Source organism: Phocaeicola massiliensis B84634 = Timone 84634 = DSM 17679 = JCM 13223 (assembly GCF_000382445.1).
Classification (GTDB): Bacteria; Bacteroidota; Bacteroidia; order Bacteroidales; family Bacteroidaceae; genus Phocaeicola; species Phocaeicola massiliensis.
The window spans coordinates 465,048-478,235 of record NZ_KB905473.1 but is presented as its reverse complement, the minus strand read 5'-3'; the positions used below and the strand labels follow the sequence as shown (position 1 = coordinate 478,235).

Below are 13,188 nucleotides of genomic sequence, written 5' to 3'. Positions count from 1 at the left end.
AGTGAAAACGCTGACATGGCAAAAACCTGGGCAACAAAATGTTGCTCAGGAACTTATAAAAATAATTATCAATTATGTTGCGGAATTAAGGTATAATTGAAAATATAAATATGTTTATTAGTATGGTTCATAAATTTGCAAGTTGATTGTTAGCGAGTCTTACTAAATATTTTTGCCAATTATTCTTGTAATTAACTTCTTTAAGGTAGATACTATATATTTGATTAAGTATTGTATTGAAAGAGTATGATATTTGTTGCTGTTCAAACCAATTTATAAAAATACCTATGCATTGCTCTTGTTCTGTTTTTGGAATTTGCTTGCAGGTTTTATATAAATTATTTATATAATTAAAATCAAATGAATGTGAAGAGCCAACTTGCCGAGTAGATAATATTCTACTTAGTACATAACAAATTATACCTTCCAGTCCATCATATAATGAGTAGTTAGTGAATCTAGTTGAGTCATATAGCATTACTTGTAAATCCATTTCATTTAGAATTTCATCTGTATTTTCTTTTAAAAATCCATAATGTGCTAAATACTCTATTCCCCAACCAATTCCACATATTCCACTAGAAAAAGAAATGGGCATTTCATCATTGATATCTTCTATTATATCATTAAGCAATTCATATGCAAACTGTTCATATACACTATTATGGGTGTGCATAGAATAGTGAAAATAGAATAGTGATAATCCCATTTTCCCCTTACTTAAGCCAAGGTAAGGGATGTTTATATTGTTTAATATATAATATAATGCCATTTTATGTATTTCTTTTTCCATAATTCTAAGGGAATTGTTTAATAGCACTTTGCTTTTTGATTGATATCTAAATAGCTTTTACAAGTTTTATTTCTTACTATTTTATATGAACAGAGCCTACTAAATAGTTACTCTTTTCTCTTATTTGTATAGTATACTCTCCTTTATTCCAATTATCAATAAGAATGGGATAAGTGGTATACTCGGAAACGGTAGTTACATTATAATAAATAACATTACCCAAAGAGTCTTTTATTATCACTTCCAAATCATTTAATTCCTTTTCGGAATAGATATAGATGTTCTGTTCGTCTATGGATAGCTGAGGGGCAAATGAAATGGAACGTTCGTCCTCGATATTCCATCCATCTTCAATAGAGATTACTTTATTCTCTGCCATTAACTTATATGGAAAGAGAAGAAGAAAAGCTGTTAATACTAATACTGCGTTTTTCATATTTTGCATTCCGTTTTAAAGTTTAGGCAAAAATGAGAAAAACATTTTAATGTATCATCAAGAACTGGTACACTTTTAGTACACAGATGACTTCTTGTACTTTCTAAAGTACACAATTAGTACACTACAGGCTATAATCTACTGTAAATCAGAGATAAAATCATCCAGTTTTTCGGTAGAGTTTTGTTCTCCCAGTAGTCTCTTTGCAAGGCGGGTGCGAGCATTACTTATGGCAGCTTTGGTGCGATTGGTGAAAATGGCAATATGGGTTGGTGGAATTGAAATCTTCATTAGATAGCATATTTGCAGTTCGATGACTGATAATTTTGGAGATAACTCATATAGGTGCTTGCTGAAGTTGGGATAGGCGGTATCAACCTCTTTTTGTAGCTCTGACCACTTCTCTTCAGTTATTTTGCTGTCTGCCTTGGTACATGCCTGATGGAAAAAATGATAGATGGAAGTCTGACGCAGGGAGTCTTGTAAAACTTTTTGTTTTTTTAGACAGGCGATAATTTCTTTGTTTTTAGCTTCCAGTTCCTCTTTTTGAGCCAGGAGCAAGTTTTGCAGGGCTTTTGCTTGCTCTAATTCTTCCTTTTGCGCTTTCAATAGTGTTTCCTTTTCTGTTATTTTTCCTTCTTGCTCGACTAGTTTTTGCTCTAATTCTTTTACTCGTGGTTCTGTTTCTATTTGTTTTTGCTCTAATTCTTTTATTTTGCAGATGTTTTCTTCATGGGCTTTCATGCTTTTTGCTTCTTGTTCTTCTTTTAGTTTGCTAAGCTTGTGCATTTGTAGGCGAGTGTTTTGTACTTTCTTTTTGTAATGGAAATAGACACTGATAGCTACCCCCATGATGACCACAGATATACAGCCAAGTATCCATAAGAAAGTACTCTTCTTTTCATTATCCAGCAGGAATGTATAGTTCTCTTTCTGGATGTGCTGATAATTATACAGGGAGTTTATTTTGGTAATCGCTTCTGTTCGGGTAATCTCTTTAATGGAGTCTGCCAACAGTTGGGCTTGCCGGAGATATGTTGTGGCTTGGGGATAATTGTGTTTTTGAATCTCAATGGATGATAAATGCCGGTAGGCACTATGCTGTTTTTGAATATCACCATATTCAATGGCTTGATGCAGGTAATAACAGGCGGAGTCCCACCGGGCTTCACCCCGATAGACATCGCCTAATACCAACAGGGCGTTTGCCATGTCCGGTTGATGATTGAGGGCGGTAATAAGCATTTGTTTGGCGGAATCGGCTTTTTCCAAACTATAATAGTAAAAACTGCCTAATTCCCCCAAAATAATGTATGCTTTATGAGGACTGTGAGTGGATAATGCAGTGCGGTATGCTTTTTGATAATAATGAAGCGCACTGTCCTTTTGATGCTTGGCATCATACATGCGTGCAATATTTCTTAAAGGATAAGGAGTCTTATCTTCTTTCCCTTGTGCCAGATAACAGTTTACCGATTTCCTGTTGGCCTGCAATGATTCATCGTAAAGCCCTTGATAAGCAAACAAGGTTCCCATTTGATTATAGGTTCGTGCCATTAAATCGGCGGATTGCTTCTTGTCGGCGGGCGACAGTTCCTTGCTCCGGCTAATCACTTCACGAAAGGCATCCAAAGCACTCGGGGCATCATTCATGTCGCGATATACACTGCCTTGATAATAGTATGCCTCTATCTGTTTGTTCTTGTCGCCATGCTCATTGTAGAATTTCACAATAAGGTTAATAAGCGAATCGGAGATATGGCGGGTATATAACTTGTCTTCTGCTTTAATGGTGAGCAAATGATAGTACATTTGCGTTTCTTCGGGTTCACACCCGATGCTGTCTTTCAGTAAAGAGAGATAATGCAGGGCGCTGTCGGGGGCTGTTTCCACACAGCTTTGGGCTTGCTCCATGAAAAGCGGATAAGACCGATAGTGGCGCGAACACCCCAATAACAGACTTATCCCAATGAATAATATGAAAACTAAACATGCCTTCATCAAGAGGCAAAGATATGAAAGTTTTATTAAAAGCAATATTTTTCTTCAAAAAAACTTTATCTTTGTCCAAATGAAAATCCAATAGACTGAAATACATAAAACTATGGCAAAAGAATTAGAATTAAAGTACGGCTGCAATCCCAATCAAAAGCCGTCACGCATCTTTATGCAAGAAGGAGAATTGCCCATCGAGGTATTGAACGGACGCCCCGGATATATTAATTTTCTGGATGCATTCAATAGCTGGCAGTTAGTAAAGGAACTCAAAGAAGCCACCGGACTACCTTCGGCTGCATCTTTCAAACACGTCAGCCCCGCCGGAGCTGCTGTCGGCATAGAAATGAGTGAAACACTGAAGAAAATTTATTTTGTAGACGACCTTCCTCTCACCCCATTGGCAACAGCATACGCGCGTGCACGAGGCGCCGACCGTATGTCTTCTTACGGAGATTTCATTGCTTTAAGCGATACATGCGATGAAGCAACCGCACGGCTCATCAACCGTGAAGTATCGGATGGTGTCATTGCTCCCGACTATACGCCTGAAGCGCTCGAAATCTTGAAAAACAAACGTAAAGGTACTTATAACGTCATCAAGATTGACCCGTCTTACCGTCCTGCCCCCATTGAACACAAGGATGTGTTTGGTATTACTTTTGAACAAGGACGTAACGAAATCAAACTGGACGAAAGCTTGCTGACTAATATTCCGACAAAGAACCAACACTTCACGGAAGAGGCCAAACGCGACCTGATTATCGCCCTTATCACCTTAAAATATACACAAAGTAATTCTGTATGTTATGTGAAAGACGGTCAAGCTATCGGTATCGGTGCCGGACAGCAAAGCCGTATCCATTGCACCCGACTGGCAGGCAACAAGGCTGACATCTGGTATCTGCGCCAACACCCTAAAGTAATGAACTTGCCATGGATAGAAAAAATCCGCCGTGCCGACCGCGACAATACTATTGATGTGTATATCAGCGAAGACCACGATGACGTATTGGCTGACGGAGTTTGGCAACAATTCTTTACCGAAAGACCTGAAGTACTGACGCGTGAAGAAAAACGCGCATGGTTGGATACAATGAAAGGAGTTTCACTGGGGTCGGACGCTTTCTTCCCATTTGGCGACAACATAGAACGCGCACATAAAAGCGGAGTGGAGTACATTGCACAAGCCGGAGGTTCCGTACGCGATGATCACGTTATCGATACTTGTGACAAATATGGAATTACCATGGCATTTACAGGTGTCCGCTTGTTCCACCATTAATTATTGAAAAAATAAAGAAAGGGGGAGGGTATCAAAACTAAAATGGTCTACAAATCGTCAACTGTAGGGGCAGGATTTGCCTGCCCGAACCAACGGTCACGACCTTGGAAATAATACACAAAACATTTTCGGGCAAGCAAACCTCTTTCCTACTAACAAAATGACATCATTATCAACGTTTTGACACAATCCCCCTCCCGACAAGTTTTAAACCTATGTCTAAAAATCGATTAGAAAATATAGTGGAAACCGAAGCTCAGCTCATCAGTATCTAAATCCAAACCGAAGTTTTTCGTTTTAGTTCCCATGGGAGTTTCATCCTGTGAATATCCTAAGAAACCATACTTAGCAACCAAACAAAAACGGTCAGACAGCTTAATTGCCAATCCCGGCTTCAAACCAATGTTCCAAGAATTTGCAGCATCGCTTCCCTTTACTTTAGCTGTAGAAAAGCCGAATCCTCCATCTACAAATAATTTGATTAAATCACTCTGCAGAAAAGAATAGCGAGCATAAGGAGCAATGGTAAAAGTGTTGGTCTTCAAATCGCCCGTTTTGCTATACTGATACCCCACAACTGTACCAATCGACCAATTCTCATCCAGTTCATAACCTATTTCAGGCAAGAGCTTGATAGTAGTAGTCTTTAATTCGGCATCACTATTTTCAGTCTTAACAGAACTGAAACCCAAAGTTCCACCTACATAAATCTGCGCCTGTGCAGCAGTAGCCATAATAGCCACAATACACACCAATACAATCTTTTTCATCTTTCTTTTGTTCTCAAAATTAAACATTAACCTATTTGTTACATAGAAGGAATCAGCACCCTTCTGTATTGTGCGGCGCAAAGGTATCGTTTATATTTATGTTATGCAACATAAATACTTCCTTTTTCAAAAGATTTATTATGAAATAAGGGATAAATCGTTAATATCTAATAACTAACAAAGCACTAACTATTTTACTTTCCTTTATGGCGATTAGCACGTTTTTTTCGGATATCGGCTTTCATTTTGGCCGAACCCGAGCCATGAAGTCCGGTGATATAACTTTTCTTCTTCGCTTTCGTTTTCACTTTCTCTTCATTCTTTCTACCCGACGACTTTCCACCTTTGAAAACGATTCCATCGGTAATTGCTTTTTCTATGTCCATCCTCTTATTGTTTATTTATTAATTTAGATTTTACTGTTATTCTGTTACCGAGTTTTGTACAAATAAGTTTATCTTTACGCAAAGTACGGTCTTTTAAATCAAGAACAAGACTCGGATTGAAGTGTTGGCCGTCTATCCGAAACTCCAGATGAAGATGTTCTGTGGTAGCTCTGCCTGTTCTGCCGGTAAGAGCAAGTGGTGTTCCGGCTTTTACTACATCCCCCGATTTCACCAGATTCCTTGAATTATGACTATAAACACTTTCCAATCCGTTGGTATGACGCACTACCACCACATTTCCATAAGCGGCATAAGGTTTTGCCATTCTTACGACACCATCAAATATGCACCGAATTGTATCATTTGCTTTTGTCTTGATATCGACCCCACTGTGCCCGCGACGTCCCCCATAGGAAGAAATCAACTTTCCACCCGGCAACGGAAAGCAGAACTCATTATCTTGCAGGCTGTCCAAATGAAGGCTGAAACTTTTGTGCGCAGAGAACAGCCCCGGTGTTTTTACACGTATATGGTTGATTTCCATAGCGGTAAAATTCTTTGCCGGTTCTCCTCCCCAAGCTGCAATCGTCAGGATTACCAATAACAGGATAGATGTGGCTCTTTTCATGGCTTGTTTCAGGAGTTAAAATTCAATCTGTTTGATATCTTCTGCCGATGCAAACTCTTTCAGCAACTCAATCATATAGTCGGCAGCATCCCGAAGTCCCTCTTTTCCACTATAACCATTAATAATGGTAAGCAGATGAGTTGTACCCAATTCCAGTTTTGTACGTTCATTGTCACTGGTAGGTGTCCCGATTCCGCCAACCGCATCGCGATAAACAGGCATTCCTTCTATGTTCAGTTCACCGCGCCCAATGCCTTCATACGGTTCTCCGGCTTTGCCGATACCCAAAACAAGAGCGTCGCCGACTATCTTATCCGCATCAAAGCCTCCGATAGAATAACCAAAACGGATAGATACCAGATTTATAAGGTCTACCAATGTATCTATCTGATAGAGTGAAATTCCGCGAAGTATCCTGCGGCATAGTGCTTCTCCCGAAGGACGGTAACGGCTGGGGTCCTTGCCACATTTCTTATAAGCCTCGCGAGTAGCATGAATAGTCGTCATATCTTTGATGGAATCCGTCGTATACATTTCACGATAACGAACAGTAAATTCATTTATCTTCTTCCACAATTCTTCATTGTACGCCGTATTAACCACCTTGGCAGAGATGGCAACCCCGGCAAAAGCCGGACAAGCTGTTCTTATTTCCGATGATACTTCTATTTTCATAATCCATTTTTTCTTTTAAATTTCAATCCGCCGCTACGTCAGCGATGCAGCATGATTCCCGATAAGATTCGCCCTGAACGGATTCCTAACCGACGGGCTGAAAAGAAATCGAGGTAATTTTGATAGGTACAAATACCCGCCACCTCTATATTCTCCGCTTTTACACCGTGACCGAGCAACTGCAAACGGTTGGCCTCCCACAAATCAATATGCCATTTTTCTTCTTTACGGGCAATGCGCCGCATGTCAAAACCGGCAGTACGAAAGGTCTCGTATACCTCATCACCTACTTCAAAAGCAGCAAGTGAGATGCCCGGACCGATACAGGCCTTTATATCCTTTTCCTCTGAAGCATACCGTTCTTTCATTACTGCAAGAGTTTTTGCCACAATCTTTCCCACCGTACCCCGCCAACCGGCATGAGCAGCGGCAATGACCTGCTTTGTCGGGTCATAAAGCAACACCGGGATGCAGTCGGCCGTTGAAATACAAAGGCAATAGCCGGGAAGTTCCGTTATAATGGCATCAATATCTTCCAACCGATTCTCCTTGTTCGCTCTGATACAGGCATCATCAATTACACCGATATTGGTGCTGTGCGTTTGATGGGGAATAATTAATTCCAAAGGTTTCTGTGGCAAAAGTTCACACAATATTTCACGATTTTTCTGCACATGCTCTGCCTCATCCCCACAATATCCGGTGCAATTAAAAGAAGCATAATTTCCCTCGCTGCACCCTCCATGACGGGTAGTAGAAAAACAAGAAATGTTGGGATATGCCTTCATCAGCTCATATCCCAACATTTTATTATCTGATGTCAGCCGTTTCATTTCTTTTCTTCGTCCCAATCTTCTTCCTCGTATTCATAATCAAAATCATCATCGTCATCGTCCTCATATTCAAATTCAAAGTCTTCGTCTTCACCCATAGCCTTTAGCTCTTCTTGCAATTTGGCTACATCTTTGGCACGATGGACAATTGTTTCGGTACGGACACCTTCTAAACGGTTGCTGTCCTTATTCAGCTCTGTCCACAGCATATCCTTCAGTTGTTGGATGCCCATGCCAGTGACAGAAGATATGAAGATATGTGGAACATTTTTCGGAAGAGTCGGTTCAAGCATATTAATCAACTCCTCATCCAGCATATCGGATTTTGTGATAGCCAACACGCGCTGTTTGTCCAGCATTTCGGGATTAAAGGTAGCCAGTTCATTCAGCAATATATCATATTCTTTGCGGATATCGTCTGTATCTCCGGGCACCATAAAAAGTAATAATGAATTACGCTCAATGTGTCGCAAGAAACGGAGTCCCAATCCTTTGCCTTCACTGGCTCCCTCAATAATACCGGGAATATCTGCCATAACGAAAGATTTCCCTTCGCGATAAGACACAATACCCAGATTGGGTTCAAGCGTAGTAAACGGATAATTGGCTATCTTGGGACGTGCAGCCGACACGGTGGAAAGCAAAGTCGATTTACCGGCATTGGGAAAACCTACCAAACCGACATCTGCCAGTAATTTCAATTCTAGAATAACCGTAAGTTCCTGCATCGGTTCTCCCGGTTGTGCAAAACGCGGTGCTTGACGAGTAGCAGTGCGGAAATGCCAGTTACCCAGGCCTCCTCGTCCGCCTTTCAGCAGGACAACTTCTTGTCCGTCTTCGGTAATATCACAAATATATTCACCGGTCTCAGCATTATAAACCACTGTACCACAAGGTACTTCGATGACTTTATCTTCACCATCCTTACCAAAACTCTTATTTTTGGAACCATTTCCGCCATGAGTAGCAAACACATGACGGTCATATTTCAAGTGAAGTAATGTCCAATAATTGCGGTTTCCCCGCAAAATAACATGACCTCCTCTACCACCATCGCCACCGTCGGGGCCACCATTGGGTACGTATTTTTCACGACGCATGTGTGTAGAGCCTCGTCCGCCTTTTCCCGAACGGCAATATATTTTCACGTAATCAACAAAATTCGATTCAGCCATTTTCTTCTATTGTTTGAGATAATGAGTGCAAAAGTAATGATTTCAGTCGATTTCCTCAAGTTTTTTAACAGAAACAAATATTTATTCTTTTTCCATTTCTTGGCATGTCTTATCTATATGCTTCACAAACATATCGGAAAAAACCGGGTCCCCATAACAAAGAGGCTCAACAAAAGATATTCCTATCCATTGTTGAGCCTCTTTTTATTCTATACGATAAAATATAACTTACTTCACTGCATCAACAGCCTTACAGATGTCTTGCGTAATTGTTTCTAAATTACCCAATCCGTTAATATGCTGATATTTGCCTTCCTTTTTATACCAGTCAATCAGCGGAGCTGTCTGCGAATGGTAAACAGTAAGGCGTTTCTTGATAGTCTCTTCATTATCATCTGCACGACCTGACTCCTGTCCACGTTTAATCAGACGCGTCATCAGTTCGTCTTCGGGAACATCAAGGTCCAACATAATAGAAACTTCCTGTCCGCGTTCCGACAACATCTTCTTCAACGCTTCTGCCTGAGCAATCGTTCTGGGGAAACCGTCGAAAATAACTCCTTTGCTATCCTTGAAACTATCCAATGTGCTAGCCAGGATGTCGATAATCAGCTCATCAGGAAGTAACTGACCCTGGTCAATATAACCTTTAGCAGTTTTGCCCAGTTCTGTACCATTCTTTATTTCTGCACGAAGCACATCTCCTGTTGAAATGTGATTAATACCGAATTTCTCTACAATACGTTCACTCTGAGTACCTTTTCCCGAACCCGGAGCACCGAAAATTACAATGTTCAACATCTTGTTTTACCTTTTATTATTATATTTAGTTGTATAATTCTTACTCTATTACAGTATAGATATCACGGTAATTGCGCCCCAAGCCGTCATAATCAAGTCCATAACCGACAATAAAATCATTAGGAATACGCATAGCTATATAATGTATATTCAAATCTACCTTCAGTTTATCAGGCTTCAACAGCAATGTGGCAATACGAATTTCCTTCGGGTTCTTTGCTTGAAGTGTCTCCAATAAATGTTTCATTGTGACTCCCGTATCCACGATATCTTCTACAATCACCACTGTACGACCTTCGATATCGTCATTCAAACCAACCAACTCTTTCACTTTACCGGTAGACGATGTGCCGGCATAAGAAGCTAGTTTTACAAAAGATATCTCACTGGGGATGGTAAGGTTACGCATTAAATCGGCTGCAAACATGAACGAACCGTTGAGCACACTTAGAAACAGGGGATTCGTACCTTCTAAATCCCGGTTAATTTCACTCGCTACCCGTTCTACTTCTCTCAATATCCGCTCTTCGGGAATGAAAGTCGTGAAACGCTTGTCTTTTATCTGAATGGTATCCATAACCGTATTTTTATTAAATCGGTGCAAAAATAGTGTTTTAATTCGATTTTATGAAATCTATCCATACGTTTTGTAATATACAAAAAAGGAGGATGCCGGAAATAAATCTCCAAACATCCTCCACAAAAGAGAGTCGGTATTAAAAGTTCATCAAATCTTAACTAGATTCTTTCAAATACTTTAAAGTATGCCACTTGGCATGCATTATTCGACGTATTGGTTTCTGTAATTTCCAAACGGAAATAACGGGCCTTGACAGGTGAAGACAACACCAATTCTTCATACGCCGGAATCAGCGGACTGGTATAGCTTTTTACCACAGTTCCATCAGGAGCAGTCCACGGCAATGCGAAAGTAAAATCAGCTACCTTTTCGTAGTTCTCATTATCCGTGCTGGCATAAATATTCATGGTCTTTACAGTACCATAATTGTTGCCATTCGGTGCATAGTGTCTTCTACCGATGTGGAACATAGCGCACTCCAGTTCCTCTTTCATATCAATTTCCAAAATATAAGGAAGAGGCACAGAATAACTGTACGGACTATGCCAGAAGTTCGTACGTTCTTCCTTAAACAAGCTGGGATAACCACCACCATCACTGGCTTCAACACCATTACCGGTAGCAGTCCAACGAGTCCAATCATACTGCAAAAATTCTTGGCCATCATACTTCTGCAATACAGTGAAAGTAGCCTGGCGGTAACCGGATGTTACACTGACAGTAGCTGTACGATAACTGCTGTCTGTATTGGCAGATGTTGCAGTCACGGTAATTTCCTTACCGTTTACCGAAACCTGACACCAATCTGCGTCTACATTGTCAACAACAATATCAGAAGAGATATCTGTATCTGCAATCACAGTAGTACTGGAATTGGCAGCAGCATCCAATACGGCACGCTCTACAACGATGTAACCGACATACGGTTGCTCATATTCGGAACATCCACAAACAATGGCCGAGAAAAAGAGCAAAAGTAAATATGATATTTTTTTCATTTGTATATCCATTTTGAATTAGTAAATCTGTTTTTGTTAGGGGTTCTGTTCCAATTTGTAAGGATAAGCATCATATTGAAGCTGTGGAATAAACTCACATACTGATGGAGAGTTATATGGAATTTCATAGAACTTATCACCCTGAGCAATGGTATGTCCTCCCGGATATCTTCTATCCATAGTATGGCGCCAGCGGAATACATCGAAACGACGATGACCTTCCCATGCAAGTTCCAACATACGTTCTTCTTCGATAATCTTATGAACATCTTTCGGATTTCCGCTTTCAGCAGTAGCTATGTTTTCCATTGTCCACTCCGGTATACCAGCTCTTTCACGAAGGATATTGATATCATCCAAAGTAGCCTGTACGGAACCACCCTTTTCATAATTAGCTTCGGCACGTATCAGATACATTTCTGCCAAACGGGAAATGATAGGTGACCACAAATGTTTGCTCTGTTCCTGGTAAGAACATTTGTTGATAGCATACACAAGGAAAAGAGAAGATTTACCACGCTTAGTAGAAGCATCAAATACTTTAGGTTCGATACGACCTATATACTTGTTACCGTCCTGTCCTACTACATAGTAACGAGTACCTGTGTTATAGGCTTCTTCTTGAATGGTAGCGCTTTGAAATTTAGAAGCGTCTTTGGTAATAAGGAATGTACCGTCAGCTTGTTTTTCTACATCCAACTGTTTGTATTCATAATTGGCTGTATTAGCTTGCTTAACAGCATAAGCAAACGTCCAGTCTTCATATACATTATTTGGATATCCAACCGGAGTATAATCGGCTACACCATCTTCTACGTATCTTTTCACGATAAATTTACTACGTAAGTCCTGAGGCATATCATTAGCATTCAAATGCAATTCCAAAAGCTCCAAATATCTTGAAGAAGGAGACATTTCTTCCCAACCCGAACCATCGATACGGATGTACATACTACCCATACGGCTGTATCCATCATCATCTTTGTCAAGTGTACGACGTACTGCAAAAATGGTTTCCTTGTTGTCTTCCGGAATAAGTTGTGAATAAGTAGCAAAACGGTTTCCTCTTTCCAACTCAAAGCGGCCAGATGTGATTACCTTGTTAGCCATTTCCCATGCACCGTCCCAGTTCTCCATATAGAGATAAACTCTGGCCAACAAAGCTTCAGCAGCTTCCTTGGTAGCATAAATGTTTGATTTGGGAGTCTCTCCTTGCTGAAGTGTCAGATAAGTGATGGCATCTTTCAAGTCGAGAACCACTTGGTCGTAAACTTCGGCAACAGTAGAACGACTTTGAGGTAAATCATTCGGATCACTTGTCAACTTCAAAGGCAAGCCGGGGTTCTGTGTCGGGTTGTTAGAATAAGGCTGTGCAAACTCATTGACCAGCAAGAAATAGCTCAATGCACGCAAATAGTAGTTTTCACCCATCATGATGGTTTGCTCACGAGTACTTTCATTACCCAGTCCCTGAATAATTTCAATAATTTTATTACAGTTACCAATCACACGATAGCCGAGCTCCCAAGTATATTCTGTAGTGGAACTGGCAATGTTTCGGCTATAATCATACAATTTAAAAGTTGAACCGGTTGAAGTTCCGTTCCAAGTGACATCATCAGCACCAAAAGCCCAAAAATAATATCCGTTGTCTATCAATCCACCGTCATTTTTCAACAAACGATAACTTCCCTGAGATAATTCAAGAAGGTTCTTATTGTCGAATTGTTCCTCCATCACACCATCATACATGGTAATGTCCAGGTTGCATCCGGTCATTCCGAACGCCATTCCCATGGCACCTAGTATATATTTTATTTTCATAATGTTTTC

14 protein-coding genes are annotated in these 13,188 nt (G+C 40.3%); 1 reads left to right on the top strand and 13 read right to left on the bottom strand.

The features are described 5' to 3' along the window. Positions 1-127: 127 nt before the first annotated feature. The 3 genes from HMPREF1534_RS04170 to HMPREF1534_RS04180 all read right to left on the bottom strand — a co-directional run bounded on the left by HMPREF1534_RS04170 (position 128) and on the right by HMPREF1534_RS04180 (position 3,143). A complete protein-coding gene (locus HMPREF1534_RS04170) occupies positions 128-793 on the bottom strand; it encodes a lanthionine synthetase LanC family protein (RefSeq protein WP_018452855.1) in 666 nt (221 codons plus the stop codon). A 76-nt stretch (positions 794-869) separates the two neighbouring features. Beyond that, the gene (locus HMPREF1534_RS04175; RefSeq protein ID WP_032937179.1) at positions 870-1,229 is read right to left on the bottom strand and encodes a DUF3244 domain-containing protein; all 360 of its coding nucleotides are present in this window, start codon (positions 1,227-1,229) and stop codon (positions 870-872) included. 138 nt (positions 1,230-1,367) lie between these two features. Further along, the gene (locus tag HMPREF1534_RS04180; protein WP_025066830.1) at positions 1,368-3,143 is read right to left on the bottom strand and encodes a tetratricopeptide repeat protein; all 1,776 of its coding nucleotides are present in this window, start codon (positions 3,141-3,143) and stop codon (positions 1,368-1,370) included. Between the two features lie 190 nt (positions 3,144-3,333). On the opposite strand from HMPREF1534_RS04180, the gene HMPREF1534_RS04185 reads away from it, so the two are divergent. Beyond that, positions 3,334-4,509: a phosphoribosylaminoimidazolecarboxamide formyltransferase gene (locus HMPREF1534_RS04185; RefSeq protein ID WP_005943051.1), complete on the top strand. Its 1,176-nt coding sequence runs from the start codon at positions 3,334-3,336 to the stop codon at positions 4,507-4,509. 230 nt (positions 4,510-4,739) lie between these two features. Here HMPREF1534_RS04185 and HMPREF1534_RS04190 read toward each other — a convergent pair whose 3' ends face one another. The 10 genes from HMPREF1534_RS04190 to HMPREF1534_RS04235 form a co-directional block, all read right to left on the bottom strand. Beyond that, positions 4,740-5,279 carry a porin family protein gene (locus tag HMPREF1534_RS04190; protein WP_025066829.1) on the bottom strand — a complete coding sequence of 180 codons (540 nt, stop codon included), beginning with the start codon at positions 5,277-5,279 and terminating at the stop codon, positions 4,740-4,742. 194 nt (positions 5,280-5,473) lie between these two features. Next, positions 5,474-5,665, bottom strand: coding sequence for a hypothetical protein (locus HMPREF1534_RS04195; RefSeq protein ID WP_005943048.1), 192 nt, complete (start codon positions 5,663-5,665; stop codon positions 5,474-5,476). A gap of 4 nt (positions 5,666-5,669) precedes the next feature. Beyond that, positions 5,670-6,293: a M23 family metallopeptidase gene (locus tag HMPREF1534_RS04200; RefSeq protein ID WP_005943045.1), complete on the bottom strand. Its 624-nt coding sequence runs from the start codon at positions 6,291-6,293 to the stop codon at positions 5,670-5,672. A 15-nt stretch (positions 6,294-6,308) separates the two neighbouring features. After that, a complete protein-coding gene (locus tag HMPREF1534_RS04205; RefSeq protein ID WP_005943042.1) occupies positions 6,309-6,968 on the bottom strand; it encodes a B3/B4 domain-containing protein in 660 nt (219 codons plus the stop codon). 38 nt (positions 6,969-7,006) lie between these two features. After that, positions 7,007-7,801: a peptidoglycan editing factor PgeF gene (gene pgeF / locus HMPREF1534_RS04210; protein WP_005943039.1), complete on the bottom strand. Its 795-nt coding sequence runs from the start codon at positions 7,799-7,801 to the stop codon at positions 7,007-7,009. Further along, positions 7,798-8,976, bottom strand: coding sequence for a GTPase ObgE (gene obgE, locus HMPREF1534_RS04215; protein ID WP_005943038.1), 1,179 nt, complete (start codon positions 8,974-8,976; stop codon positions 7,798-7,800). The genes pgeF and obgE overlap by 4 nt, the downstream gene beginning before the upstream one ends. Before the next feature lie 228 nt (positions 8,977-9,204). Further along, a complete protein-coding gene (locus HMPREF1534_RS04220; RefSeq protein WP_005943036.1) occupies positions 9,205-9,777 on the bottom strand; it encodes an adenylate kinase in 573 nt (190 codons plus the stop codon). 40 nt (positions 9,778-9,817) lie between these two features. Continuing rightward, positions 9,818-10,354, bottom strand: a complete 537-nt coding sequence (hpt, locus tag HMPREF1534_RS04225) for a hypoxanthine phosphoribosyltransferase (RefSeq protein WP_005943035.1) — start codon at positions 10,352-10,354, stop codon at positions 9,818-9,820. 161 nt (positions 10,355-10,515) lie between these two features. Then, positions 10,516-11,355, bottom strand: a complete 840-nt coding sequence (locus HMPREF1534_RS04230) for a discoidin domain-containing protein (RefSeq protein WP_005943034.1) — start codon at positions 11,353-11,355, stop codon at positions 10,516-10,518. Between the two features lie 36 nt (positions 11,356-11,391). Then, positions 11,392-13,179 (bottom strand): RagB/SusD family nutrient uptake outer membrane protein, encoded by a 1,788-nt coding sequence (locus HMPREF1534_RS04235; protein WP_005943033.1) that lies wholly within the window; start codon positions 13,177-13,179, stop codon positions 11,392-11,394. Positions 13,180-13,188 lie beyond the last annotated feature (9 nt).